Source organism: Corynebacterium haematomassiliense (genome assembly GCF_013978595.1).
GTDB lineage: Bacteria > Actinomycetota > Actinomycetes > Mycobacteriales > Mycobacteriaceae > Corynebacterium > Corynebacterium lehmanniae.
Map to the genome: position 1 here is coordinate 528,555 of NZ_JACDTZ010000001.1, position 26,172 is coordinate 554,726.

General features: G+C 65.9%; 25 protein-coding genes. 6 read left to right on the top strand and 19 right to left on the bottom strand.

Annotated elements, in window-relative coordinates:
• Positions 1-4 precede the first annotated feature (4 nt).
• The 7 genes from tatC to dop are packed head-to-tail and all read right to left on the bottom strand — an operon-like array spanning position 5 to position 6,343.
• A complete protein-coding gene (tatC, locus tag H0193_RS02545; RefSeq protein ID WP_236883401.1) occupies positions 5-1,015 on the bottom strand; it encodes a twin-arginine translocase subunit TatC in 1,011 nt (336 codons plus the stop codon).
• Positions 1,016-1,024: 9 nt separating this feature from the next.
• Positions 1,025-1,288, bottom strand: a complete 264-nt coding sequence (tatA, locus tag H0193_RS02550) for a Sec-independent protein translocase subunit TatA (protein ID WP_181888418.1) — start codon at positions 1,286-1,288, stop codon at positions 1,025-1,027.
• Between the two features lie 35 nt (positions 1,289-1,323).
• Positions 1,324-2,268, bottom strand: coding sequence for a helix-turn-helix transcriptional regulator (locus tag H0193_RS02555; RefSeq protein WP_181888419.1), 945 nt, complete (start codon positions 2,266-2,268; stop codon positions 1,324-1,326).
• Positions 2,268-3,239 (bottom strand): helix-turn-helix transcriptional regulator, encoded by a 972-nt coding sequence (locus H0193_RS02560; RefSeq protein WP_338026575.1) that lies wholly within the window; start codon positions 3,237-3,239, stop codon positions 2,268-2,270. The genes H0193_RS02555 and H0193_RS02560 overlap by 1 nt, the downstream gene beginning before the upstream one ends.
• A 6-nt stretch (positions 3,240-3,245) precedes the next feature.
• Entirely contained in the window at positions 3,246-4,613 is a 1,368-nt protein-coding gene (gene pafA / locus H0193_RS02565; protein ID WP_181889582.1) for a Pup--protein ligase, read from the bottom strand.
• Positions 4,614-4,641: 28 nt separating this feature from the next.
• Complete coding sequence (locus tag H0193_RS02570) at positions 4,642-4,833, bottom strand: ubiquitin-like protein Pup (protein WP_181888420.1); 192 nt, start codon at positions 4,831-4,833, stop codon at positions 4,642-4,644.
• Positions 4,834-4,843: 10 nt separating this feature from the next.
• Positions 4,844-6,343 (bottom strand): depupylase/deamidase Dop, encoded by a 1,500-nt coding sequence (gene dop, locus H0193_RS02575; RefSeq protein WP_181888421.1) that lies wholly within the window; start codon positions 6,341-6,343, stop codon positions 4,844-4,846.
• Positions 6,344-6,409: 66 nt separating this feature from the next.
• Between dop and H0193_RS02580 the strand changes: the two genes are divergently transcribed.
• On the top strand, positions 6,410-7,894 hold the full coding sequence (locus tag H0193_RS02580; RefSeq protein ID WP_181888422.1) for a peptide MFS transporter: 1,485 nt from the start codon (positions 6,410-6,412) through the stop codon (positions 7,892-7,894).
• Positions 7,895-7,998: 104 nt separating this feature from the next.
• Here the strand turns inward: H0193_RS02580 and pdxS are convergent, their stop codons facing one another.
• The gene (pdxS, locus tag H0193_RS02585; RefSeq protein ID WP_181888423.1) at positions 7,999-8,874 is read right to left on the bottom strand and encodes a pyridoxal 5'-phosphate synthase lyase subunit PdxS; all 876 of its coding nucleotides are present in this window, start codon (positions 8,872-8,874) and stop codon (positions 7,999-8,001) included.
• Between the two features lie 70 nt (positions 8,875-8,944).
• On the opposite strand from pdxS, the gene pdxR reads away from it, so the two are divergent.
• The gene (gene pdxR, locus H0193_RS02590) at positions 8,945-10,315 is read left to right on the top strand and encodes a MocR-like pyridoxine biosynthesis transcription factor PdxR (RefSeq protein ID WP_181888424.1); all 1,371 of its coding nucleotides are present in this window, start codon (positions 8,945-8,947) and stop codon (positions 10,313-10,315) included.
• A 19-nt stretch (positions 10,316-10,334) separates the two neighbouring features.
• A complete protein-coding gene (locus tag H0193_RS02595) occupies positions 10,335-11,357 on the top strand; it encodes an NAD(P)/FAD-dependent oxidoreductase (protein WP_181888425.1) in 1,023 nt (340 codons plus the stop codon).
• Positions 11,358-11,376: 19 nt separating this feature from the next.
• Here H0193_RS02595 and arc read toward each other — a convergent pair whose 3' ends face one another.
• Genes arc through H0193_RS02610 form a run of 3 tightly spaced genes read right to left on the bottom strand, consistent with a single transcriptional unit; the run spans position 11,377 to position 14,975 of the window.
• Complete coding sequence (gene arc / locus H0193_RS02600) at positions 11,377-12,897, bottom strand: proteasome ATPase (protein ID WP_181888426.1); 1,521 nt, start codon at positions 12,895-12,897, stop codon at positions 11,377-11,379.
• A 29-nt stretch (positions 12,898-12,926) separates the two neighbouring features.
• The gene (locus H0193_RS02605; RefSeq protein WP_063936707.1) at positions 12,927-13,760 is read right to left on the bottom strand and encodes a tRNA (adenine-N1)-methyltransferase; all 834 of its coding nucleotides are present in this window, start codon (positions 13,758-13,760) and stop codon (positions 12,927-12,929) included.
• Positions 13,761-13,775: 15 nt separating this feature from the next.
• Complete coding sequence (locus H0193_RS02610; RefSeq protein ID WP_181888427.1) at positions 13,776-14,975, bottom strand: M18 family aminopeptidase; 1,200 nt, start codon at positions 14,973-14,975, stop codon at positions 13,776-13,778.
• Positions 14,976-15,001: 26 nt separating this feature from the next.
• On the opposite strand from H0193_RS02610, the gene H0193_RS02615 reads away from it, so the two are divergent.
• A complete protein-coding gene (locus H0193_RS02615) occupies positions 15,002-15,850 on the top strand; it encodes a RecB family exonuclease (protein ID WP_181888428.1) in 849 nt (282 codons plus the stop codon).
• Here H0193_RS02615 and H0193_RS02620 read toward each other — a convergent pair.
• From H0193_RS02620 to H0193_RS02650, 7 genes are all read right to left on the bottom strand, one after another.
• The gene (locus H0193_RS02620) at positions 15,847-17,514 is read right to left on the bottom strand and encodes a formate--tetrahydrofolate ligase (protein WP_181888429.1); all 1,668 of its coding nucleotides are present in this window, start codon (positions 17,512-17,514) and stop codon (positions 15,847-15,849) included. The genes H0193_RS02615 and H0193_RS02620 overlap by 4 nt on opposite strands.
• Positions 17,515-17,519: 5 nt before the next feature.
• Entirely contained in the window at positions 17,520-18,830 is a 1,311-nt protein-coding gene (locus tag H0193_RS02625) for an anaerobic C4-dicarboxylate transporter family protein (protein WP_181888430.1), read from the bottom strand.
• 111 nt (positions 18,831-18,941) lie between these two features.
• Positions 18,942-20,381, bottom strand: coding sequence for an aspartate ammonia-lyase (aspA, locus tag H0193_RS02630; protein ID WP_181888431.1), 1,440 nt, complete (start codon positions 20,379-20,381; stop codon positions 18,942-18,944).
• Between the two features lie 54 nt (positions 20,382-20,435).
• Entirely contained in the window at positions 20,436-21,104 is a 669-nt protein-coding gene (locus H0193_RS02635; RefSeq protein ID WP_272899112.1) for an HAD family hydrolase, read from the bottom strand.
• Positions 21,097-21,495, bottom strand: a complete 399-nt coding sequence (locus H0193_RS02640; RefSeq protein WP_005296305.1) for a hypothetical protein — start codon at positions 21,493-21,495, stop codon at positions 21,097-21,099. The genes H0193_RS02635 and H0193_RS02640 overlap by 8 nt, the downstream gene beginning before the upstream one ends.
• Positions 21,496-21,518: 23 nt before the next feature.
• Entirely contained in the window at positions 21,519-22,733 is a 1,215-nt protein-coding gene (gene mshC / locus H0193_RS02645; protein WP_181888432.1) for a cysteine--1-D-myo-inosityl 2-amino-2-deoxy-alpha-D-glucopyranoside ligase, read from the bottom strand.
• 16 nt (positions 22,734-22,749) lie between these two features.
• On the bottom strand, positions 22,750-23,595 hold the full coding sequence (locus H0193_RS02650) for an undecaprenyl-diphosphate phosphatase (RefSeq protein WP_181888433.1): 846 nt from the start codon (positions 23,593-23,595) through the stop codon (positions 22,750-22,752).
• 70 nt (positions 23,596-23,665) lie between these two features.
• Here H0193_RS02650 and H0193_RS02655 point away from each other — a divergent pair, with 70 nt between their 5' ends.
• Positions 23,666-24,718 carry a YncE family protein gene (locus H0193_RS02655; protein ID WP_131771928.1) on the top strand — a complete coding sequence of 351 codons (1,053 nt, stop codon included), beginning with the start codon at positions 23,666-23,668 and terminating at the stop codon, positions 24,716-24,718.
• 11 nt (positions 24,719-24,729) lie between these two features.
• Positions 24,730-25,809, top strand: coding sequence for a quinone-dependent dihydroorotate dehydrogenase (locus H0193_RS02660; protein ID WP_181888435.1), 1,080 nt, complete (start codon positions 24,730-24,732; stop codon positions 25,807-25,809).
• On the opposite strand, the gene H0193_RS02665 is transcribed toward H0193_RS02660, so the two are convergent.
• The gene (locus H0193_RS02665; RefSeq protein ID WP_181888436.1) at positions 25,806-26,162 is read right to left on the bottom strand and encodes a hypothetical protein; all 357 of its coding nucleotides are present in this window, start codon (positions 26,160-26,162) and stop codon (positions 25,806-25,808) included. The genes H0193_RS02660 and H0193_RS02665 overlap by 4 nt on opposite strands.
• Between the last annotated feature and the right edge of the window lie 10 nt (positions 26,163-26,172).

Consider the following 26,172-nt stretch of genomic DNA (forward strand, 5'->3'; position numbering starts at 1 on the left):
CCCCCTACAGTACGTCCCTGAAATCTGCTCCGCCCGCGTAGCCCCGCGGCGAGGAATTCTGCTGGCGCTCCGGCGCGCGCTGCACCGGCGCCGGGTGCGCAATCGGCTCCGCACCGATGCTGCTGGCGGGACCGACGGACGTCGGCGCCTCAATCGGGCCGGAGGCTTCCTCGTCGTCCAGATCCATCCAGTCGGGGCGCTCGCGCTTCTGCTTGCGGTCGTTCCAGCGACAGAACTGGAAGGCCATCTCCACCAGCAGACAAATGGAGATAGCCAGCGCCACCATGGAAAACGGGTCCTGGCCCGGCGTCATCACCGCAGCAAAAATGAAAATGCCCACGATGATCACGCGCCGTTTGCCTTTGACATGTTCGTAACGCAGCACACCCAACAGGTTGAGCATAATGATGATCAGTGGCACCTCGAAGCTGACGCCGAAGATGACGACGAGCGCGAGGAGGAAGTTGTAGTACTCCCCGCCTGTCAGCGCGGCGACCTGGAACTCGCTACCGATGGTCATCAGCACGTACAAACCCTGATCTAGCACAAAGTACGCCAGCAGCGCGCCGGAGACGAACAGCACCACCGCGATGGTGACGAAGCTGAACGTGTAGCGGCGCTCGTTTTTGTGCAGGCCCGGGGTGATGAAGTTCCAGATCTGCATCAGCCACACCGGTGAGGCGAGGACAAGCCCGGCGAGCGCGCCGACTTTCAGACGCAGCATGAACATCTCAAATGGGCTGGTGGCCAGCAGGCGGCACTCGCCGTCGCCGGTGAAATCCGCCCGGAGCTCGGACGGCAGGTTGCAGTAGGGGCCGCGGATGATCTCGCCCAGCGGCATCATGCGCGGCGGGGCGGCTTGGTACCAGATGAACCCGATGATGGTGCCCACCACAATGGCAGCGAGCGAAATGATGACGCGGCGGCGCAGCTCCTGGAGGTGCTCCACCAGCGACATCTCGCCGGTCGGGTTCTTCGGTCTCTTCGGCCTCTTGGGGGTTTTCGTGCGTGCCATCAGGCGGACTTAGCGCGGATTGTTCTCCGGGCGCTCCCAGAAGTCCGCCTCCTGGGCAGCGCTGCGGGTCTCCTGCGTCGGCGCGGCGTCGATTTGACGCTGCTGCGCCGGGGTTTCCGCCCCGTCTTCGTTGCGCATCTCCTTGACCTCGGACTTGAAGATGCGTGCGGAGCGACCCATGGAACGCGCTAGGTCCGGCAACTTGTTTGCGCCGAACAGCAGCAGCACGACGAAGATGACGATAATGAGCTCGGTCCATCCAATATTTGGCATGGGTTGTCCTTTCCGAAAACGGTCTAACGCGCAGATTAGTCTAACGCGTCGAGCCCGCGTTGCACGCGGGACGTGGCCTCGTCCGCGAGAGATGCGGGTTCGACGATGCGCACCCGGTCCGCCTGGCTCAGGCAGAAGCGCACCAGCCAGTCGTCGCTGCCGTAGCGCATCGTGGCGGGGATCCACTCCCTTGGCGCGCCAGCATGCTCCGGGGCATTGTCCAGCTCGATCTCCCAGTAGTCAGCCAGCCAAGTCGCGTCCGGGTGGATCAGCAACTTCGCTTGTGCTCGATCGGCCATGCCGAACGGGTCCGCTGGGTCAAAGTCAGTGTCGAAGTCGGTGGCGGCCGAGGGGGCGTCGAGAAGCTCGGCGCTTTGGATCCTGTCCAAGCGGAACGTACGCATCTCGCCGTGCTGCGCGGCGTGGAGGTAGGTCGCCCCGGATTGGTGGAACAGGCTCGCGGGGTCAATTTCGCGCTCGGTGACTGTGTCCGAAGACGCAGAGAAATACGTGATGCGCAGCTTGCGCTTGGTCGCCAGCGCTTCGGCGACGGTGCCGGCGACACCCGCCTCCCCGGTGTGTTCCGCGTCGCCGACCGCCTGCGACTTGGTCACCGCGCGGATCTTCTCGGCGGCGGTGCGCACGGCGCGGCCGTCCACGAGCCCCGGCATGGTCTCCAGGGAATCCAGCAGGATCAACAGCGCGCTGGCTTCCGCGGGCGACAGGCGCAGCGGCGTGGTCATCCCCTGGTCGTCTTTGATGTTGACGCCCTTCCAGGAGTATTCCAGGTCGATCATCTCGCCCGGTCCGGTGCCCACGCCGGAGAGGAACAGCAGCTCGAAATCGTCGCGCACCTGCATCGGGTCTGCGCCCAGGTCGCGGGCGATTTCCATCGGGGTCAGCCCCGGGTGGTTCGAGGAATAGGCCAGCAGGTTGAGCAGGCGCACGACGCGCTCTTGGCGCTTGAAGTCCACAGCCATTAGTTCTCCCCTTCCAGCGCGGTGCGCAGCAGCTTCACGACGTCCTCACGGACCTCCACTGGCTCCACCGCGAGCACGTTTCCGGCGAGGCTGGCGATGGTGCGCACGGCCCAGTCGCGGTCCACGCCGCGCAGCGTGATGGTGTCGGCGGCGGTGTCGCCTCCGTCCGCCTCCCCTTCCGTGCCGACTTTGGAGGTACGGGAGCCGCGCTGGGCGAGTTCCTCGCCGGTGCCGTGGGTGACGGTAACGGTGGCGTCGATAAGCTCGCCGCGAAGCGTTTCCTCCACCAGTGCCTGCAGGTCGCCCGCACGTTCGTGGAACGCGTCCGAGTGGCGCACTTTCTTCAGCTTGGAGATCTTTTTGAGGCGGAACACGCGCACGTCGTCGCGGTCGATGTCGTAGCCGACGAAGTAGGCGCGGTTGTTCAAGGACACCACGCCCCACGGGTCGGCGACGCGGCGCTCCGGGTCCTTGCCGGGGGCGCGGACGAAGTCGAAGGAGATGCGCTGCTTGGCCTGCACGCACTTCACGATGGCGCGCAGCGTGTCGGGGCGCAGCTGGAAGATGTCGTTGGACACGTTCATCAGCGCTGGCGCGTCCATGGAGCGCGTCGCTCCGGACGCGGCGAGCTTGGTCCAGCCGGAGCGTGCGAATTCGCCGAGCGAACCCGGCTTGCTCAGGTCCGCGGCGAGGCCCACCACGGAGGCCTCCTCGGCGGTGAGGTCCACGGCCGGCAACTCGTAGAGGTCCTTGACCACCCACACTTCGCCGTCCTGGTAGCGCGCGGGCACGCCGAGGTCGCGCAGCTCGCGCACGTCGCGCTCAATGAGGTGGGTGGCGGCGTCGCGGGTGCGGCCGCCGTAACCGTCCACGTGTTTTTGCACCCAGCTGACGTCGCGTTTTGCGGGCGAGGCCAGCAAGGCAAACGTGAGCCCGACCTGGCGCACGACCATGTCGTTGTCGTTGGCCACCGCGACCTACCCTTCTTCGGTTTCCTGCGCCCGCACCCAGCTGATCAGGTCGGCTGCGGCGTCGTCCGTGGTGGCGAACGGGTCCTGCAGCTCCACCGTGCGGGGTTCCGGGCGGTTGACCTTCAAGTGCACCCAGTCGACATTATGCGCAAGGCCACGCTCGCGCACGGCGGAAAGGAACTTCCCGCGGATGGCGGCGCGCGTCGTCGCCGGCGGGTTGTCCACCGCCTGCTCAATGGCCGCGTCCTCGATCCAGCGCGCTGCCAGCCCCTTGCGTTCCAGCACGTAGAACAAGCCGCGATCGGGGTTGATGTCGTGGTAGGTCAGGTCGATCTGGGCGAGCTTCGGGTGGTCCCAGCCGCAGCCGAGGCGGTCCTTGAACTGGGTGAGCAGCTTGCGCTTGATCACCCAGTCAATCTCCGTGTCCACGCCCGAGAAATCCTGCGTGGCAATGGCGTCGAGCACGCGGCCCCACAGGTCCACCACCCGCGCCATCTCCTCGTTCGGCGTGCCCTCGTCCGGACGCTGCTTCAGCCAGCGCTTCGCGGCTTCGAGGGTGCGCTGCTGCACCTCGAGCGCGGTAACGGTGCCGCCCGCTGCAAGGGTGAGTTCGGTGGCGCCCGTGGGGTCGGCGGCGATGTCACGGATGTGCGCGATCGGGTCCGCAAGCTCCATGTCCGGCAGGTCGAAGCCGGCCTCCAGCATCTCGATGACCAGCAGCATCGAGCCGACCTTCAGCGCGAACGTAGGCTCGGACATGTTGGAATCGCCCACGATGACGTGCATGCGGCGGAAGCGGTGTGAATCCCCGTGCGGCTCGTCGCGGGTGTTGATGATCGGCCGGGTGCGCGTGGTGGCCGAGGACACGCCCTCCCACACCTGGTCCGCGCGCTGGGAGATGACGAACTTGTCCCCCGCGATCTTTCCCGCGCCGCAGATCAGCTGGCGCGTGATCAGGAATGGCAGCAGTTGCTGGCCGAAAGATTTCAACGCGAGCTCGCGACTGATCAGGTAGTTCTCGTGCGCGCCGTAGGAGTTCCCGCGCGAATCCACGTTGTTTTTGAACAGGTAGGTCGAACCCGCGAAGCCGTCGTTACGCAGCGCCTCATCGCACTGCTGCGACAACCGGTGGAAGATCCGCTCCCCCGCCTTGTCGTAGGCCAGAAGCTGGCTCAGCGAGTCGCATTCCGCGGTCGCGTACTCCGGGTGCGAACCCACATCCAGATACAAACGCGAAGCGTTAGCGGTGAAGACGTTGGAGCTGCGGTGCCGCGCAACCACCGGGCGAAACAGGTAGCGCGCCACCTCCTCGGGCGTGAGTACCTGCCGCGAGCCGTCGTAGGCGGACACTCCGAACTCTGTTTCCACGCCCATCACGCGGCGCGGGTAGCTGGTTGCCAGCTTACTGCCCGCCCTTCTGCACGAACGACTTCACAAACTCCTCCGAGTTGGAGTCCAGCAGCGCGTCAATCTCGTCGAGCAGGTCGTCGGTGCCGGAGGTGTTGATCTGGGCCTGGCCGGCAGATTCCGCGGAGACGTCCTCGCCGTGGTTGTCCCCGCCGCCACCGGAAGCGTGTGTCTGTTGCGTAGCCATAGATGCAACCTTAGCGCTCTGGAGCCAGCCCCAGGCCGGAAAGCAGCTCGCGAGTTGTCGCAGACGTTTCAATCAGCTCGCCCACGTCCGCCCTGGTGTGGCTGCCCAGCAGGTCCAGCGGCACCCGGTAGAGCTGCCCGTCCACGGTGAACAGCATGGACTGCCAGTTCGAGGCTGTTAGGTCCTCGGCGAACTTTTCGCCCGCGCGACCCCGGAAGTACGCGCGGGTGTCCTCCGGCGGGTGGACCGCAGCTTCTGCGATCTTCTCCGCGCTGACCATCGTGCGCATCGCTCCCTTGCGCACCAGCGCGTGGTACAGGGAGCTTTCGGGGTCGATGTCCGCGTACTGCAAATCAATCGCCTGCAGCTTGGCCTGGGTCGCCCCGCGCTGCTCAAACCTGCGCACCAGCGCCCACTTCGCCGTCCAATCCAGCCGGTCGGCGGTGGACAGCGGGTCGCGCTCAAGGTCGTCGAGGACCTCGCCCCACAGTTGGAGCACTTGCTTATCGACGTCGCTCCGCCCCTCACACCTTCTCCTGTATTCACGGAGGATGGAGATCGCGGTCAACCTTTGGCCGTCGAGAAGCTCGAGCTCATGTGTGAGCGTGGGATCGTGGCTGACCGCCTTGATTTCCTCGACCGGGTTTTTCAGTCGCAGGTCCGAGAAATCCACACCGGCCTCGATGGCGTCGAGCACCAGCGAGGTCATGCCGAGTTTGAGGAAGTTGGAGAACTGGCTCATGTTCGCGTCACCCACGATGACGTGCAGGCGGCGGAAGTCCTCCTCCGGTGCGTGCGGCTCGTCGCGCGTGTTGACGATGCCGCGGTTGAGCGTGGTCTCCAGCGAAACCTCCTGCTCGAAGTAGTCCGCGCGCTGCGAGATCTGGAAGCCCGGTGTCTCCGACTCCTGGCCGATGCCCACGCGTCCCGCGCCGATGATGACCTGGCGGGTGACGAAGAACGGGATCAGCGCCTGGGTGAGGTTTTCGAAGTTGGTGTGGCGCGAGTACAGGTAATTCTCGTGGCTGCCGTAGGAGCGGCCCTTGCCGTCGACGTTGTTCTTGTAGAACTTCAGCGGCGGGCACGGTTCGTGCTTGGCCAGCACGGAAACCTGCTGCTCCCACAGCTCGCGGATGCACGCGGCGGCGTCATTGAGGACGATGTCGCCGGCGGCGTCGTAGACCATCGCGTCAAACGCGTTCGAGCACTCCGGACTGGAGTATTCCGGGTGCCCGTGGTCGACGTAGTAGCGCGCGCCATTGGTGGTGACCACGTTGGCCACCCCGATCGCGTTCGCGTCCACAACCGGCACGCTGCGGTAGCGCTGCAGGTCGAAGCCGCGGGCATCCTTCAGCGGGGCCTCCTCCGCATAGTCCCAGCGGGTGCGGGCCTGGGTGCGCAGCGCCGCGTACGCAACCACCGCGTGCGTGGAGGTGACCAGCGGGCTGATTTGCGGGTTGTCCGGGCAGGTGATGCCATACTCCGTCTCGGTTCCCAAGTAACGCGTCATAGATGTCGAGCCTACAGGCGTGTCCGTGTTTGGAAGATAATACGATCAGACGTATTTTATTTAGCTATGACTTCCGCAACACAGCCCGGTGCGGCCGCGCCGCAGACCGAGCGCAAGTTCTTCGGCCAACCCTGGGGGCTGGCCAACCTCTTCGGCATTGAACTGTGGGAGCGCTTCAGCTTCTACGGCATGCAGGCGCTGTTGGCCTACTATATGTACTACTCGACGACCGAAGGTGGCCTCGGCATCGACAAATCCACCGCGCTGAGCCTGGTCGGCGCCTATGGCGGCTTCGTGTACATGATGGCGCTCGTCGCCTCCTTCGTCGGCGACCGCCTCCTCGGCGCGGAACGCACCCTGTTCTACTCGGCAATCCTGGTCATGATCGGCCACATCGTGCTCGCTCTCGTGCCGGGCGCCGCCGGCCTGGCCATTGGTCTGGTGTGTGTGGGCATCGGCTCCGGCGGCGTGAAGACGGCGACCCAGGTGGTTCTCGGCGACCTGTACACCCGCGAGGACCCGCGCCGCGACGCAGGCTTTTCCATCTTCTACATGTCTGTCAACATCGGCGGACTGCTCGGCCCCGCGATTACGGGCCGGGTGTGGGGCATGGCCGGCTTCCACTGGGGCTTCGGCCTCGCCGCCATCGGCATGGCCATCGGTCTGGTGCAGTACACGCTCATGCGCAAGTCCACCATCGGCGCCGCCGGCTCCGAGGTGCCCAACCCGCTGCCGCGCTCGAAGTGGGCTCCGGTTGGTTTCGGTGCGCTGGCAGTCGTGGCAATCGTCGTCGGGTTGCTCACCACCGGCATTCTGCCGCTGGACATGCTGAGCTGGGTCGTTTTCGCCATCGCCCTTGCTGCGACGGTCATCCTGCTGTGGGAGATGTTCGCGTCCGACAAGGTCACCGCCCACGAGAAGTCGCGCCTGACCGGCTACATTCCGCTGCTCGCGGGCTCCGTGGCGTTTTTTGCCATCTTCCAGTCGCAGTTCACCGTGGTGGCGCTGTACACCGACCAGCGCGCGAACCTGGACTTCTTCTGGACTGAGCTCGAGCCCGCGCAGGTGCAGTCCTTCAACCCGCTGTTCATCATCATCTTCGCCCCGATCTTCGCCGCCATGTGGACGAAACTCGGCGAGCGCCAGTGGGCGTCTGCGACCAAGTTCGGCGTGGCCAACATCATCATCGGCCTGTCGCTGTTCATCTTCCTGCCGTACGTGGGCAAGGGCGAGAACTCCACCCCGCTCGCAGTGCTGGTGCTGATCCTGTTCCTGTTCACCATGGGTGAACTCCTGCTGTCGCCGGTCGGCAACTCGCTGGCCACCAAGGTCGCCCCGGTGGCGTTCAAGTCGCGCCTGTTCGCGGTGTGGCTGATGTCGGTGTCCATGGGCACCGCGCTGTCTGGCGTGCTCGGCTCGCTGTACAACCCGGACGACGCGGCCGCGGAGCGCATCTTCTTCCTCACGCTGTCCGCGATCACTATCGTGCTCGGGTTGGTCCTCATCGCGATCAGCCGTTGGGTCGTGCGCAAGTTCGGGGACGTGCGCTAGGCGGAGCTGACGTCGCAAAGCTAAAGCTCGTTACTCGCACCTCGTTATTCGCCTCTCAGAGGAGACTAATGAGGTGAGGTAACGAGCTTTACGCGTTTAATGCCCTACCAGCCGCGCTCGGCCAGGCGGTGCGGCGCCGGAAGGTCAGCGACGTTGATGCCCACCATCGCCTCGCCCAGGCCGCGGGAAGCCTCGGTGACCACTGCGATGTCGTTCCAGTTCTTCGTGGCCTTGACCACGGCCTTCGCGCGGGCCTCAGGGTTACCGGACTTGAAGATGCCGGAGCCGACGAACACACCGTCCGCGCCGAGCTCCATCATGAACGCGGCGTCCGCCGGGGTGGACACGCCGCCGGCGACCAGCAGCGGCACCGGCAACTTGCCGTTTTCCGCCACCTGCGCCACCAGCTCGTACGGCGCCTGCAGTTCTTTGGCGGCGACGTAGAGCTCGTCGCGGTTGTTGGCCCAAATGGCCTGCAGCGCTGCGATCTCACTGGTGATCTTGCGGATGTGCTTGGTGGCCTCGGAAACGTCGCCGGTGCCGGCCTCGCCCTTGGAACGGATCATGGACGCGCCCTCGTTGATGCGGCGCAGCGCCTCGCCGAGGTTGGTCGCGCCGCAGACGAACGGCACGGAAAAGCCACGCTTGTCGATGTGGTTCACGTAGTCCGCGGGGCTGAGCACCTCGGATTCATCGATGTAGTCCACACCCAGGTGCTCGAGGATCTTCGCCTCCACCGCGTGGCCGATACGCGCCTTGGCCATGACCGGGATGTCGACGGTCTCGATGATGCCCTCGATCAGGTCCGGATCCGACATGCGGGCCACGCCGCCCTGCGCGCGGATGTCGGCCGGCACGCGCTCAAGCGCCATGACGGCGGATGCGCCGGCGTCCTCGGCGATCTTGGCCTGCTCGGGCGTGACCACGTCCATGATCACGCCACCGATGAATTTCTGGTTCAGCTGTTCTACATCAGACATACCGCTTAGTCTTCCCCGGCAACTGGTAGATTCCAAGTGCCAGTTCTATTTAGTTTCTTTGGACCAGTTGATGCTGCTGCACATCTCCCGCGACCGCCCAACGCCCATCCCCGCGCAGATCGCCGCGGGCATCCGCGACGCTGTCGCCAGCGGGGCGCTCTCACCTAACGACGCCATCCCGTCCACTCGAGCCCTCGCCGAGAAGCTCGGCGTGTCCCGCGGCAGCGTGGTCACCGCGTACGACCAGCTCGAAGGTGAGGGCTACCTTCTGACCAGCCAGGGCGCCCCGACGCGGATCCACCCGGACCTCACCGTCGCGGCGCCGTTACCCCAACCCACCGCCGGCACGCCTGCCCGCACAACCCTGAAGGCCCGAATCTCGCTCAAGCCCTCGCCCGGCAGCGCGGGCACCATCCGCCCCGCAACCTGGCGTAAGGCGTGGCGCGAGGCCGCAGCGGAACCCAGCAACGCGGTGGACAAGTCCGGTGAGCCGGAGCTGCGCCACGCCGTTGCCGAGCACCTCCGCCTCGCCCGAAGCATGCGCGTGTCCCCGGACCAGATCGTGGTCACCGGCGGCTCACGCGAGGGGCTCATGTGCATCCTGACTGCTCTCGGCCCTAGCCTGCGGGTCGGCGTGGAAGACCCCGGGCACCCGGGACTGCGTCGCGTGATCCCGCTCGCCGGCCACGAGATCGTGGAATGCGCAACCGACACCGACGGCGTCGTAGTGGGCGCACTCCCCGACTCCCTCGACGCCCTACTGGTCACCCCCTCGCACCTCTACCCCTTCGGCGGCGCCATGCCCGCAGCCCGTCGTGTGGAGCTGCTCGAGTGGGCCGCGCGCACCGACACCGTGGTAATCGAAGACGACTTCAACACCGAGCTGCGCTACCGCATCTCACCGCAGCCAGCGCTGTCCTCGCTGGCCACCCGCGCGGACGTGCTCACCCTCGGCACGTTTTCCACGCTGCTCTCCCGCGAGCTCGCCGCCGGCTACGTCGTCGCCTCGCCAGCGACCGCCGAGGCTTTGCGCGAGGTCCGCAGCGTCCTCGGCATGCCGGTCTCCTCCGTCACCCAGCGGGCCATCGCGCACTTGCTTAACGACGGCGTCGCCCGCCTCGCATCCCGCGCCGTCCACCGTGGATTAGCGCAGCGACGCGAGGTCTTGAACGAGCGACTAGTCCCGCTGTTCGATGGCGCCCGACTCGCGCCCGGCGACGGCGCGGACCTCACGGTGCGCTTCAGAACCCGAGAAGAGCGGGACGAGTTTGAAACGCGTCTGCTTGAGGCCGGTATCGAATCCGGGCACGAATCCACCTTGTGGACCAACAGCGGAGACGGCTTAGTGCTGAGCTTTGCTCACCTCAACTCCGGCGATTTCGATGTTGCTGTCGACACAGTTGCGCAGACGCTCGCTACCCTGGGCCGAGCCCAGACGTGAAGCGAAAGAGGGAACGGATATGGACGAGACCAACTACCTACTGAACTCACCTGCAAATGCACGGGCGCTGCGCGAGCGTCTCGTTCGTCTTGAAGGCAACGTCGCCGAGCGCAAGGAACTCGCATCCGACGCAACAAGCTTTGCGGGTCAACACTTTGATGTCGTTGTCGTCGGAGGCGGATTCGCCGGGACCGCGGCAGCGATCAATCTCGCGCGAGCGAACAGGAAGGTATGCCTCGTGGACGCGGGAGAGCCTAGGAACCGCAACAGTGAGCACATGCATGGCGTGATCGGCCTCGACGCAGCGAATCCCTCCGCACTTCTTGCCCGCGGCCACGCCGAGTTCGTGTCGTACGGGGGTCTACTTATCGACGGACGCGTAGAAAGCCTAGAGCACATGGCCACGGGCGATTGGTCCGTGAAGCTCGCGATAGGCGAAGCTTCCACAGCTTCGCAGGTGCTGGTTGCAACCGGAATCACGGATGTGCTTCCCGACGTCCCTGGGTTGAGCGAGATGTGGGGAACCCGAGTCTTTCACTGCCCCTACTGCCACGGGCACGAAGTCAACAGCAAGAACCTCGGTGTCGTCGGAGGCAAGAATCCAGGGTTCACCACCAGGATCGCAACGTTGCTGACCAAGTGGGCGGCGAGCGTCACGCTGCACGTCAACGGGATGGACCTGAGCCCAGAACAGCGCGAACGCCTTGAACAGTGCGGGGTAGCTCTCGTCGTCGATGACGTATCGCGAGTATCGCCAGTCACTGACGACGACCACGCCGTCGAGATCACCACTGGCTCCGGGCCGATTCGCTATGAAGCCTGCTTCACTGGTCCGGAGTTCAAGCCGAACGACGAACTCCTCCGGGGAGCTGGATGCACTGTTGCAGACGGCTGGGTCGAGGTTGAGGGAGGAAAGACCTCGCAGCCTGGACTGTGGGCGGTCGGCAACGTCGTCAGCTCGCCGGATCAGGTCTCTCAAGCGCTCGGATCGGGTGCCGCCGTGGCTATCGCCATCGACCAGCATCTCTTCGACCAGCGCTAAACGAAGGTCAGCGCCGTTCCTAACCGATAACCTCCGCGGCTAAGACGCGTTTTCCGTGGCGGCCGGTGATGCGCGCCCACTCGTCCGGGTTGGCGGTGTTCGGCATGTCCTCGCTCTCGTCCTGCTCGGCGCGGACAGCCTGGCGCAGGTGCTCCTCGGTCAGACCCGCGGTAGATACGCCCGAGAGGTGGTCCTTGATCGCCAACTTCTTGGCGCGGTCCACCACGTTGGCGATCATCGCGCCGGAGACGAAGTGGTAGTAGTGCAGGGTTTCGGCGGAGCCGTCGACAAGCTCTAAGCGCACATAGGGGCGCGGGGCGAACATGGCGTCGGCGGTGGCGTCGATAAGCAGCTCGCGCGGGGACGCGAGCGGGACCTCGTCGGTGATGTAGCGCGCGAGGATGTCTTTGGCCTCGTCCTTGTTGGGGCGGGAGACGCGGATTTTGATGTCCAGGCGGCCCGGGCGCAAAATCGCCGGGTCTATGAGTTCCTCGCGGTTGGTCGCGCCGATGACGATGACGTTGGCGATGTCCTCCACGCCGTCGATTTCGGTGAGCAGCTGCGGCACCACCGTGGTCTCCATGTCGGAAGATACGCCGGAGCCGCGGGTGCGGAAGATGGACTCCATCTCGTCGAAGAAGACGATCACCGGGTTGCCTCCGGCGGCCAGTTCCCGGGCGCGCTCGAAGATCAGGCGGATGCGGCGCTCGGTTTCGCCGACGAACTTGTTTAAAAGCTCGGGGCCTTTGACGTTGATGAAGTGCGCCTGTCCCCCGTCGCCGATGCGCTGCGACAGCGAATTCGCCACCGCCTTGGCGATGAGCGTCTTGCCGCAGCCGGGCGGGCCGTACAGCAGCAGGCCCTTCGGCGGGCGTAGGTCGTAGGCCTGGTAGAGCTCCGGATGGGAAAACGGCAGCTCCACCGAATCCTGGATGGTCTCGATCTGGGAGCTCAAACCGCCGATGTCGGCGTAGGTGACATCCGGGACCTCATCCAACGACAGCTGATTGACCTCGGTTTTCGCGATGCGCTCAAACGCGTAGCCGGCAGAGGAGTTGACCAGCACCGTGTCGCCGGCGCGGGCGGATTCGCGCAGCGGCTCGGCGAGCATGACGATCGATTCAGCGCCCTGCTGGTCCGCCACAATCGCGCGGTCCCCGCCGACGCGCTCGACCATGGTGGCCAACTGCCCGGTCGGATCGAACCCGCATGTCTCCACCACGATCGTGCCTTCGCCCAGTCGCACCAGCGTGCCGGGAACAAGCTTGGATGGATCCACCAGCGGCGACACCTTCAGCCGCATCCGGCGGCCGGTGGTGTGCACCTCCGCCTCCCCGTCGCGGGGCGCGGGTGCGAGGAAAATCCCGTACGTCGATGCCGGCTCGTTGAGTTCCTCGACCTTCGCGTACAAGTCGTTGAGCTTGTCGCGGCTGACCTTCAGCAGCTCAGCGAGCTTCTCGTTGCGCGACCCGAGATCGCGGTTCTTCCGCTTGAGCTCGCGCAGCTCCGGTCCGAAAGCATCGTCGTGGATTTCAGGCATGCGTTCGAGCCTACATAGGAGCGGGAGGCTTATCGACGAGCTTTGCGCTGCGGCCGCGGCGGCGTCACCCCGTCCGCAAGCCGGCGCGTCCACACGAGGAATGCCGTGTGGGCGTTCATGCGGTGCTCCGGGCGCGTGGCAAGGCCGTCGACTTTCCACTCGCGCAGCAGGGTTTCCCACGCGCGCGGCTCGGTGAAGCACTTCGCCTCGCGGATGGCCTCCATGATGTTCATCAGCTGCGGCACGGTAGCCACGTAGGTCATGAACACGCCGCCCGGGATGAGCACGTTTTTCACGGTGTCGATGAAGTGCCACGGCTCCACCATGTCCAAAATGACGCGGTCGACCTGCCCATCCAGGTCCTCCGGGGTGACCTCGCCGAAGTCGCCGAGACGCGGGGTCCACCACTCGGGCTCGCCGCCGAAGTAGTCGGCGACGTTGTCTTTGGCGAAGGCCAGGTGGTCGTCGCGGATCTCGTAGGAGTAGACGTGGCCCTCCGGGCCCACGGCGCGCAGCAGCGACATGGTCAGCGCGCCGGAGCCTGCGCCCGCCTCGAGCACCCGCGCGCCCATGAAGATGTCGCCCTCGACCAGGATCTGGGCAGCGTCCTTCGGGTAGATCACCGCGGCGCCGCGGGGCATGGACAGCACGTGGTCCACCAGCAGGTGGCGGAAGCACAGGTAGTCGGAGCCGAGCGTCGACTTCACCACGGTGCCCTCATCGGCGCCGATGATGTCGTCGTGGCTGACTATGCCTTTGTGCGAGTGGAACTGCCCGCCCTCTTTGAGCTCGATGGTGAAGTGGCGGCGCTTCGCGTCTGTGAGCTGCACCTTGTCGCCTGGCTGGAACGGTCCCGAATACATGGCGGTAAGTATGCCCTACTGCGCGGCCGCATAAAAAGCCGTCAGCGCGCGCACGAAGTAGTCCATGTCGTCCACGCCGCACAGCTCGCGCGCCGAGTGCATGGACAACAGCGGCACGCCGACGTCCACCGTCGGCAGGCCCAGGCGTGTCGACGAAATCGGCCCGATGGTGGACCCGCACGGCACCGCATTGTTGCCCACGAACGTCTGGTGCGGCACGCCCGCCGCACGGCAGGCCAGGATCCACTCCGTCTCCGTGGCGGCGTTGGAGGCGTAACGCTGGTTCGCGTTGATCTTCAGCACCGGACCCTTGTTCACCAGCGGGTGGTGTGTGGGGTCGTGCTTGCCCGGGTAATTCGGGTGCACGGCGTGGGCCGCGTCGGCGGAGACTTGGATGGAACCCGCGATGATCTCGGCCGGGTCGCCGAAGCCTTGCGCCACCTTGGTCAGCACACGCTCCAGCAGCGGGCCTCCGGCGCCGGCGGTGGATGCGGAGCCGACCTCCTCGTGGTTGAAGGCCGCCAGCACCAGGATGTCCTCGGCGTCGTCCTTCGCCGCGAGCATCGCTTCCATGGAGGCCCACACGCTGGTGAGGTTGTCCAAGCGGCCGGCTGCCAGCAGGTCGCCGATGACCTCGCCGCGCTGGGCGTCCGCAGTGATGAGCTCGTGCGCCACCACGTCCCCGGCGCTGATGCCTGCGGACTCCGCCGCGAGCTCCAGCAGCGGGCGGTCCACGCCCAGGATGGGCTGGGTGTGCACCTGACGGTCGATCTCCGGCACGTCGCCGCGATACAGGTGAATGGCCAAATTCGGCACGCGCGCGACCGGGCCCGTGTTGACCAGGTGCTCGGTGCGGTCCGTGGTGACCACGCGGCCGGCGAACGTGAGGTCGCGGTCGAACCAGCTGGCCAGAATCGGCCCACCGTAGACCTCCACCGCAACCTGGCGGAAGCCTTCGCGCACCACGTCCGGGTCCGGCTTGGCCATCAGCCCCGGCGAATCGGTGTGGGAGCCGACCACCCGGAAACGCGGGCGGGCATTTTCGGGTACCCACCAGGCAACCACGGCGCCGTCGCGCACGATGAGGTGGCCGCCGGGGGCGTGTGCGTCGTCGTCAAGCGAAAAGCCCTCCGCCTGCAACCTTGAGGCGACGTTGCTCGCGGCGTGGAATGCGGAGGGACTCTCGGCGATGAAATCGATGAACGGCTGTGTCATGGCTCCACTCTATGATGTTGGGCACCATGTCTGATGCCAGCACTCCCCCACGCCCACTAGCCATCTCGCCCTCGCGCGCCTCCGACTACAAGCGCTGCCCGCTGCAATACCGACTGCGCGCCATCGATAGGATCCCGGAGCCGTCCTCGGAAGCGCAGGTCAAAGGCACGCTGGTGCACGCCGTGCTGGAGGAGATGTTCGCCTGGCCGCGCGAGGAGCGTACATACCCGGCGGCGGTGAAGCGGCTGAAGCCGAACTGGGAGAAGATGCGCGAAGAGGATCCCACTTGTGCGGAGCCGGTGAAGGACGAGTACCAGTTGCTTGTGGACGCCCGCACGTTGCTGCGCGGCTACTTCACCATGGAAAACCCGCTGGGCTTCGACGCGCACGCCCAAGAAATGCCAGTGGACTTCACGCTGCCGAACGGGGTGCCGGTCCGCGGATTCATCGACCGTGTGGATATCGCCCCCACCGGGGAGGTGCGCGTGGTCGACTACAAAACCGGCAAGAAGCCGCTGCCGCGCTACTCCGAAGACGCGCAGTTCCAAATGCGCTTTTACGCGCTGGTGTACTGGCGCATGTTCGGCGTTGTGCCCACGCAGCTGAAGCTGATGTATCTGAAGGTGATGGACTCGATGATCCTCGCCCCCTCGCGCGAGGAGCTGGAGTACTTCGAGCGGGACTTGGCGGAGCTGTGGTGGAAGATCGAGGCCGACGGTAAATCAGGCAACTTCCGCCCGCAGCAGTCCAAGCTGTGCGGGTGGTGCGCCTTCCAGCACCTGTGCCCGGTCTTCGGCGGCACTCCCCCAGCCTACCCCGGGTGGCCGGGGTCGCGGGCGGAGGCGCGTAGCGACGGCGGCGCCCCCGAGGCCTAGAACAGGCCGGAGACCACGCCGTCGGCGTCGACGTCGATGTTGTTGGCGGCCGGCTGCTTGGGCAGGCCCGGCATGGTCATCACGTCGCCGGTGAGCACGAGCACGAAACCGGCGCCGGTGCGCGGGACGATGTTGCGCACGTGCAGCGTGTGGCCCTCCGGTGCGCCGAGCTGGGTCGGGTCGTCCGAGAAGGAGTACTGCGTCTTGGAGATGCACACCGGCAGATTGTCAAAGCCGTTGTCTTTGAGCGTCTGCAGGTCCTTCAGCGCCGCGGCCGAGTACTGCACGTCGGCGGCGCGGTAGATCTCCTTGGCGATGGTCTCGATGGACGCCTCCACGCCTTCGGCCGGATCGTAGAGCGGGTGCGAGGTGCCCTCGGTGAGGTTGTCCAGCAGAGTCTGAGCGAGCTCGAGCGCACCGTCGCCGCCCTTGGCCCACACGTCCGCCTCAGCCAGCGCGATGCCGTTAGCCTTGGCCCAGTTCTTCAGGAAGTCCAGCTCGGCCTCGGAATCGGTGGAGAAACGGTTGAGCGCAACCACCGGGGTCACGCCGAACTTGCGCACGTTTTCCACGTGGCGCTCGAGGTTGACAATGCCCTCCTCCAGCGCGGCGACGTTCTCGTTCGAAAGCTCCGCCTTGGCCACGCCAGCGTTGTGCTTGATGGAGCGCACCGTGGCCACGATGACGGCGCCGGCGACGTCGAGCTCGCCGTAGCGTGCCTTGATGTCGAAGAACTTCTCCGCGCCCAGGTCGGAGCCGAAGCCGGCTTCCGTGAGCACGATGTCCGCGTACTGCTGGGCGGTGCGGGTGGCAATCAGGGTGTTGCAGCCGTGGGCGATGTTGGCGAACGGCCCGCCGTGGATGAACGCCGGGGTACCGCCGAGGGTCTGCACGAGGTTCGGGTTGACAGCGTCCTTGAGCAGCGCGGCCATCGCGCCCTGGGCGCCGAGGTCGCCGGCGGTGACCGGCTTCTTGTCGTAGGTCAGGCCGATGGTGATGTCGGCCAGGCGCTGCTTGAGGTCATCCAGGTCCGTGGCCAGACCCAGAATCGCCATGATCTCGGAGGCGGCGGTGATGGTGAAGCCGGTCTCCGCCGGCACACCGTGCGCCGGGCCGCCCAGGCCGGTGACCACGTTGCGCAGCGCGCGGTCGTTGACGTCCAGGCAGCGCTGCCAGGTCACCCGCCGCGGGTCGATGCCGAGGGCGTTTCCCTGGTGGATGTGGTTGTCGATGAGCGCGGCCAGCGTGTTGTTGGCGCTGGTGATCGCGTGGAAATCGCCGGTGAAGTGCAGGTTGATCTGCTCCATCGGTACCACCTGGGAGTATCCGCCGCCCGCGGCGCCGCCCTTGATGCCCATCACCGGGCCGAGCGACGGCTCGCGCAGCGCGACCATGGCGTTCTTGCCCAGCTTCGCCAGCGCGTCCGTCAGGCCGATCAGCGTGGTGGACTTGCCCTCGCCCGCAGGCGTCGGCGAGACACCGGTGACCACGACGAGCTTGCCCGGCGTGTTCCCCGGGTTCTGGGCGATGTCCACCTTGGCCATGTGCTTGCCGTACGGGATCAGCGCATCGTCGGACACACCTGCCTTCGCGGCGATCTCCGTGATTGGGGCGAGCGAGTGGGCCTGGGCAATTTCGACGTCAGTCAACGGTTGTGCAGTCATGCACCTCACACTACAACGGCGCCGATGGCATAACCCAGAATCACGCTGACAAAGATGCACACCACACCCGGAACGAGGAACGGGTGGTTAAACACATACTTGCCAATGCGGGTGGAGCCGGTGTCGTCCATCTCTACCGCGGCGAGCAGCGTCGGGTACGTCGGCAGCACGAACAGCGCGGAGACGGCCGGGAAGGCGGCGAGCGCGGTCAGCGGGCTCACGCCAATCGCCAGCGCCGCCGGGATGAGCGCCTTGGCCGTCGCGGCCTGCGAGTACAAAAGCGATGCGGCGACGAAGAGCACGACCGCGAGCAGCCACGGCTTCGCGGTGAGCACGTCGCCGGCGATGCTTTGGATGTCTTCGATGTAGTAGTTGATAAACGTCGTGCCCAGCCAGGCCACGCCGAGTACGCACACGCAGGCGGACATGCCGGAGCGGAACACCTGGGTGTTTAAGATCTCCGCCGCTGTCGTGCGCGTGACCAGCACGATGGCGGCCGCGGCGCCAAGCATGATGGCCATGATCGCTTCGTTGCGCGGGATGGTCGGGTCCGCAATCAGCCCAACCTGCTCCGAGATCAGCGTGGCGTAGACCATCACGATCACGATCGCGGCGAGGAAGATGCCCACCGAGGCCTTTGCGCCTTGGGGCGGGACGTAGTGCTCGCGCGATGCGGGCTTTGCGACGAGACCGTCGGCCACCCGCTGGCGGTAGACCGGATCATCCTCCAGCTCCGCGCCGGACTTGTTGGCAATCCACGCCATGGGGAAGATCGCGAAGAACGTCGCCGGGATCATTACCGCCAGCAGCTGGAGGTAGCCCACCCCGAGTGGCTCGAGCGCGGACGCCATGAACACCACTGCGGCGGAAATCGGCGAGGCGACGATGGCCATCTGCGAGGCAATCACCGCAGCCGACAGCGGGCGCGAGGGCCGCACCTTGCCTTCCTTTGCCACCTCGACGATGACGGGCATCGTGGAAAAGGCGGTGTGGCCGGTGCCGGCGAGCACCGTCATCAGCCAGGTGACAATCGGGGCGTAGACCGTGATGCGCTTCGGGTTGCGCCGCAGGAAGCGCTCGGCCAGGTCCACCAGGTAGTCCATGCCTCCGGCGAGCTGCATCGCGGAAATCGCGGCGATGACGCACATGATGATGCCGATGACATCGAATGGGATGGCCTCTGCACTGACCGGCATCCCGGTTGCGCCGAGCAGCAGCACCCCGAGACCGCCGGCGAAGCCGATGGCGATAGAGCCCATCCGAGCGCCCACCACAATCGCCCCAAGGAGGATGATGATGTGGACGGCGAGTAACACGGCGGGCTCCTTCAGACAGTTATTAGGTCATCCCATTATCTGTCCGAAGGAGCCCGAAATGAAAATGCAGCCGGTGTGATGTTGCCTACCCGGCTGCGCTAAGCGCTGAGCCTAGGCCTCCAGGCCCGGCTCGTCGTCGACGTAGAGCTTGCCCCGGTACTCGGGGTGCATGAGGTTTTCCTTGCTCAGCAGCTTCTTCAGGTCCTCTTCCTCGATGAGCCCCTTCTCCAGCACCAAGTCGTAGACGCTCTTGCCGGTCTCCGCCGCCTCGCGGCCGATGAGGTCGCCGTTGTGGTGGCCGATCACCGGGTTGAGGTAGGTGATAATCCCGATGGAGTTGGTCACGTACGCCTCGCACACATCTTGGTTGGCAGTGATGCCGGTGACGCACTTCTCGCGAAGGGTCTTCGCCGCGTTGGCGAGCAGACTGATGGACTCGAACAGGGACTGGCCGATCACCGGCTCCATCACGTTGAGCTGAAGCTGGCCCGCCTCGGAGGCCATGGAGATGGTCACGTCGTTGCCGAAGACCTTGAAGCAGACCTGGTTGACCACCTCGGGGATCACCGGGTTGACCTTCGCCGGCATGATCGAGGAACCCGCCTGCCGCTCCGGCAGGTTGATTTCGTTCAGACCAGCGCGCGGGCCGGAAGACAGCAGGCGCAGGTCGTTGCAGATCTTCGACAGCTTCATCGCGGCGCGCTTGATAGCGCTGTGCATCATCACGTAACCGCCGGTGTCAGAGGTCGCCTCGATCAGGTCCGGCGACGCCTGGATGTCCAGACCGGTGACCTCGCGCAGCGCGGAGACCACCTGGTCACGGTAGCCGCTCGGGGTGTTGATGCCGGTGCCGATGGCGGTGGCACCGAGGTTGACCTCCAGCAGCGAGTCGGCCGCGCCGCTGATGGTGCGCTGCTCCTCGGCGAGGTTGGCGCCGAAGGCGGTGAACTCCTGGCCCAGGGTCATCGGGACGGCGTCTTGCAGCTGAGTGCGGCCCATCTTGATGATGTCGGCGAACTCGTCGCCCTTCGCACGCAGCGCCTTCTGCAGCTCGTCGAGCTCCTCCAGCAGCCCCTGCACCGCGTAGTACACGCCGAGACGGAAACCGGTCGGGTACGCGTCGTTAGTGGACTGCGACATGTTGACGTCGTCGTTCGGGTTGATCACCGAGTAGTCGCCCTTTTCGCGGCCGATCAGTTCGAGCGCGAGGTTGGCCACCACTTCGTTGGTGTTCATGTTCAGCGATGTGCCGGCGCCGCCCTGGAAGACGTCGATCGGGAACTGGTCCATGCACACGCCCTCGTCCAGGATCTTGTCGCAGGCCGCGATGATGGCCTCGGACTTGTCCTTGGGCAGGGCGTGCAGGCGGCGGTTCGCCATCGCGGTGGCTTTCTTCACCTGCACCATGCCGCGAATGAACTCCGGTACGTCGTTGACGGTGCTGCCGGAGATCTGGAAATTATCCTTGGCGCGCTGGGCGTGGATGCCGTAGTAGACGTCGGCGGGGACCTCGGCGGTGCCGAGGAGGTCTTCTTCAGTACGAGTGCTCATGAGCGCCACTATACGTAGCAAGAAGCTTCTCGACGGGCGCTGCGTACCCCCGTTTTATGCCTGTCGAGCTGCAGAAAACCAACCGTCCACGTCATCGGCACCCGCGCCGACGAAATTGTCCGGGTCGAACTTCATCACACCCGCGGGTACCTCGCCGGCCAGGCCCAGCACCGCGCAGCCGGCGGCGGCACCTGCGGACATGCCGTGCCAAGAGTCTTCCACCACCAAGCACTCCCCCGGTTCTGCGCCCGCGCGCCGGGCTGCCTCGAGGTACATGTCCGGAGCCGGCTTGGAGCGCTTCACCTCGTCGCCGGTAATCGTGCCGGCGAAAAACTCACGGCTGATCGCGTCAATGCACGGATCCGCCACCACCCGTTCCGTGTTGGTGCAGATGAACATCGGCGTGCCCCGCCGCGCGAGCGACTCGAGCACGCCGCCGATGCCGGGGTTGAGCTCGATGCCGTCGGCGAACAGCTCCGCCATGCGGTCGAACATCCAGGTGCGGTAGCGCTCCAGGTCGCCGTCTTTAAGCTCGTAGCCCGCCCACTCGGCCACCACGCTCAAGGTGTTGGGGAAGCTGCCGCCGATGGTTCTAGCGCGCACCTCCGGGGTGAGCGGGCGGCCTAGCAGCTCGCCGAGCTCGAAGGTGGCCTTACCCCACAGCGGTTCGGTGTCGATGAGGGTGCCGTCCATGTCCCAGAGGACGGCCTTCGGCCTACTCAAGTTCCGGAAGCTCGTTGAGAGCCTCGTCCGTGGCGCCGGTGGCGGCCGCCGCACGGAACACCAAGGTCTCGATGTCGGCCTTCTCCTCCGGTTCAAGCACCGCGTTGGCGTGCTTTTCGTTGAACTCCTCGAGGTTCTCGTAGAACGGCGCCACGACCTTCACCAGCGCGTCGCCCTCAGGGTCGTCGCCAAGCAGATCGAGGGCGTCAAGGAACATCTCAAGCCGCTTCTTCAAATCCGGCAGCACCGCCGGGTCGAAAGGCTCTTCCCACAGGTCCTTGTCCTCGTCCTGCAGGTAGGAACCGGTGGCGAAGGTGTTCAGGTCGTCGATGAATTCGTCTACCTCGGGCTGAAACTGGGCCCGAATCGAGTTGTCCGCAGCTGCGCTCATGGGCCCATTGTGCGTGAGGCGCGCTAAATGCGCACCCCGAGCAGCCCGTCGAGGGCGGTGGCGATGATCTGGTTGCAGTCGCCGGCTGCGCCGTCGAGAAGCGAAAGTGCCTCCGGGGTGTTCAGATCGTCCGCAAGAATCGCGCGAAGCTTATCGACGACTTCCGTCGCCTCCGCCTCAGAAACCTCGCCGGCGAGCTGCTCGCGCCAACGCGTAAGGCGCTCCTCGGCCTCGGCCAGGATCGCGTCGGAGAAGTCCCGGTCCTCGCGGTAGTGGCCCGCAAAGACAGCCAGGCGGATCGCCGACGGGTCGTGGCCTGCCTCCGAGAGCTTGTGCACGAACACGAGGTTGCCCAGGGACTTGGACATCTTCACACCGTCGAGGGCGATCATGCCGGCGTGGACGTAGTGCCCGGCCATGCGCTCGACCTTTAGCGCGGCCTCAGCGTGGGCCGCGGAGAACTCGTGGTGCGGAAACGCCAGGTCAGACCCGCCGCCCTGGATGGCGAAGTGGCTGCCCAGGCGGTTGGTGGCAATCGCGGAGCACTCGACGTGCCAGCCCGGACGGCCCGGGCCGAACGGTGAGTCCCAGGCGGGCTCGCCCTCGCGGTGGCCGCGCCAGATCAGCGCGTCCAGCGGATCGCGCTTGCCCTCTCGATCCGGGTCGCCGCCACGTTCCGCGAAGTACTCCTCCATGGTGGCGCGGTCCAGGTTGGACTCGTAGCCGAACTGCTCGGTGGCGTCGATGGAGGCGTAAATGTCGCCCTGGTCGAGCTCGTAGGCGGCGCCGGCGTCGAGAAGCTGCTGCACCATCGCGATCACCTCGTCGACTGACTCCATCGCGCCGATGTAGTCGCGCGGCGGGATCACGGACAGGATCTCCATGTCGCTGCGGAACAGGTTGATCTGGCTGGTGCCGAGTTCGCGCCAGTCCACGCCGTCGCGCTCGGCGCGCTCGAACAGCGGGTCGTCCACGTCGGTGATGTTCTGCGCGTAGTGGACCTTGTGGCCGTTGGCGAGCAGCTGGCGCTGCGCCAGGTCGAAGGTGAGGTAGGTCGCGGCGTGGCCGAGGTGGGTGGAGTCGTACGGGGTAATGCCGCAGACGTACATCCCCACCTCCCCGTTCGCATCCGGGGTGGTGTCTACTTCCTTGACGCGCTGATCGGCGGTGTCGAAGAGCTTCAGCGGCACCGGGGTGCCAGCGACTGCGGGTACGGACGGGTCGGGCCATGCATGCATGCGGACAACCCTACAACTAGGCGGCCATCACGCCAGTGCCGAGCAGCGCCATCACGAGAAGGCCCAGCGGAATGCGGTAGGCGGCGAACCACGCGAACGAGTGGTTGGACACGAATTTCAGCAGCCAGGCAATGGAGATGTAGCCGACCACAAACCCGATGCCGGAGCCGACGAGCAGCTGCAGCCCGCTTGCCGCCTGGCCCGCCTGGGGGTCGAAGGCGTCCGGCAGCGAGAACAGCCCGGAGGCCAGTACTGCCGGGATGGCCAGCAGGAAGGAAAAACGGGTGGCAACCTCGCGGTCGAGGTTGAGGAACAAACCGCCGGAGATGGTGCCGCCGGAGCGCGACACACCCGGGATGAGCGCCAGGCACTGCCACAGGCCCATCAGAACCGCGTCTTTCATGGTCAGTTCTTCGAAGCCGCGGGTCTTTTTGCCGCGGCGCTCGGCCAGGATGAACACCAGTGAGAACAGGATCAGCACTGTGGCGGTGATCCAGAGGTTGCGGAAGTTCTCGCGGATTAAGTCCTTGAGCAGCACGCCCGCAAGACCGACGGGGATGGTGCCGGCGATGACCATCCAGCCCATGCGGTAGTCGAAACCGCGCTTGGACTTGTCCGCGAGGCCGGCGAACCAGGCGGTGAGGATGCGCCAGATGTCTTTGGCAAAGAACACCAGCACGGCCAGCTCCGTGCCCAGCTGGATCACAGCGGTGAAGCTGGCGCCGGCGTCTTCGCCCCAAAACAGTTGGGAGACGATGCGCAGGTGGCCCGAGGAAGACACGGGCAGAAACTCGGTGAGGCCCTGGACAATGGACAGGACGATCACCTGAACCCAGGACATTGTGGTGGCGGGATCAGTCATGGCGAAAGACACTACCCCGCCTACTTAGCCATCGCGGTGCGCGACGGGCGCGTTGCTAGGCTTTGACCTTGTGAATGCTCGTTTGTTTGCCCCCAGTTCCCGCCTCCGCTTTGCCGCAGTTTCCGGTGCCGTCTCGGCTGCCCTGGCGCTGAGCGCCTGCGGCGCGTCTCCTTCCGCCAAGATCGAGGAAGCCGGCGGTGAGGCGGCTGCGAACATGGGCAGCGCAGAGCCTGTGCAGTCCCCGCAGTCGTCGGACCCGGCGGGCGCGGTGGTGGACTTCGAGCCAGTGAGCGATGTGGACGTCACGAACGGCCGCATCGGCGTCCGCACGGAAAACGCGCTGACGATCGGCACGCTCGAGGAGATCCAGCAAGGCAAGGCCGCCCGCCACGAGCTGGACCAATCCTGCGGCGAGGCATCCGCCAACGCCGGCACCTTCGCGCTTGCCTGCGCGGGCGAGATCAAGCTCTTCGGCGACCGGGAGGAGACTATCGCCACGGATAAGCCGGTCACGGTGGCCACGGTGGCGTCGACAGGCGAGGTGCTCGCAGGCAGCGACACTGAGCGCAAGGTGTGGGTCTTCGACGGCGGAGAGCTGAAAGACACCATCGACGTCGCACGCGAGACCGATCAGCTCCAAGCGGTGCAGGTGGACGGCCAGCGCGACTCCGTGGTGCGAACCAACCGCTTCGACACCACCATCCAGGACATCGACTGGAACGGCTCGCGCCAAGGCGGCACCCTGCGCGTCGGCCTGGGAGTGGGCAAGGTGCGCGGCGGCGAGCACGGCCTGGTGCTGGCTGCGGATTCCACCGGCAACCAGCTCCACGTCTACACCACCGACGACATCATCCGCCTCCAGCAGTCCGCGCCGGTGCCGGAAGGACCCTGGGATGCCGCGTGGGACCCCGCGCAGCGCCTCGCATGGGTCAGCTCGCTGGCCAGCAACACCGCCACCGGCTACGACATCTCCCAGGGCATTCCGGTGAAGCGCAAGCACTTCGCCACCGTCGCAGATGCCCAGAGCATCATTACGCTTGACGACGGCACCGTGGTCGCCGCCTCCGCATCCGGCGACGGCATCCAGATCGTCTCCCCCGCCGACCAGACCGAGAGCAACTAGGAGATTCACCCGTGACGCTCTACGACCGCGCACTCAAGCTCATGTTCCTGCTGCCGCCGGAGCGCATCCACGGCATCATCAGCGGCGCCCTGCAGACGCTGCACCTGGCCACCCCTGTCAACCGTGTTATGGAAAAGGCCGTGCGCGTGCACGACCCGGTGCTGCGCCAGACCGTTTTCGGCGTGGATTTTCCCGCCCCGCTGGGGCTGGCGGCCGGCTTTGACAAGAACGCCGAGGCGATCGACGCGTGGGGCGCGATCGGTTTCGGTTACGCCGAGATGGGCACCGTGACCCCGAAGTCCCAGCCGGGCAACCCCACTCCCCGCCTGTTCCGCCTGCCGGAGGACAAGGCGATTTTGAACCGCATGGGCTTCAACAACAAGGGCGCGCTCGTGGTCGCCGACAACCTCCGCGCGCGGCGCTCCCGCGACGTGGTGGGCATCAACATCGGCAAGAACAAGACCTCCGAGGATGCCGTGGCGGACTACCGCGCCACCGCGACGCTTCTGGGCCAGCTTGCGGACTACCTGGTGGTCAACGTCTCCTCCCCCAACACGCCGGGCCTGCGCGACCTGCAGGCGGTGGAGGAACTCCGCCCGATTTTGGAAGTGGTGAAGAAGTCCACCACCACCCCGGTGCTGGTGAAAATCGCGCCGGACCTTTCCGACGAGGACGTCGACGCCGTGGCCGACCTCGCCGTGGAGCTGGACTTGGCCGGCATCGTGGCCACCAACACGACCATTTCCCGCGACGGGCTGAACACGCCGGCCTCCAAGGTGGAAAGAATGGGCGCAGGCGGCATCAGCGGCGCTCCGTTGGAGAAGCGTTCGCTCGAGGTGCTCAAGCGCCTCCACGAGCGAGTCGGCGACAAGCTGGTGCTCGTCAGCGTCGGCGGTATCTCCACGCCCGAGCAGGCGTGGGAGCGCATCGCCGCGGGCGCGAGCCTGCTGCAGGGCTACACGCCGTTCATCTACGGCGGGTTGGGCTGGATCCGCGGCATCCACCGCGGGATCGCCACGCAGATCAAAGCCCACGGCCTGGACTCGATTGAGCAGGCCGTGGGCAGCGGGCTGGAGTGGAAAGCGCTCTAAGCGTGTCCGGCTGCGCTGCGGCGCAGCACCACCGCGCAGAGTCCGGCGGCGAGCGCCCAGCCGATCAGCCAGAACGGCGTGGTGGCCATCAGCTCGGTGTCGGGCGCGATGAAGCCGAGCCCGATGAGCACCACGGCCACGATTAGCGCGCCGACCTGGGTGCGTGAGCATTCCTGCTTGGTGTTGTAGGTGGCGAAGGCGCCGACGATGGCCACCGCCGCGATGACGGAGAGCACCTGCGGGGTGACGGGGAACGCGGCGTCGCCTCGAAGCAGCGCCAGCACGGCGTAGAGCACGAGCACGAGTGCGATGCCCATGAACGCGCCGCCGACGCGGAGTTGCACTGGAACCATTCGGCGAATC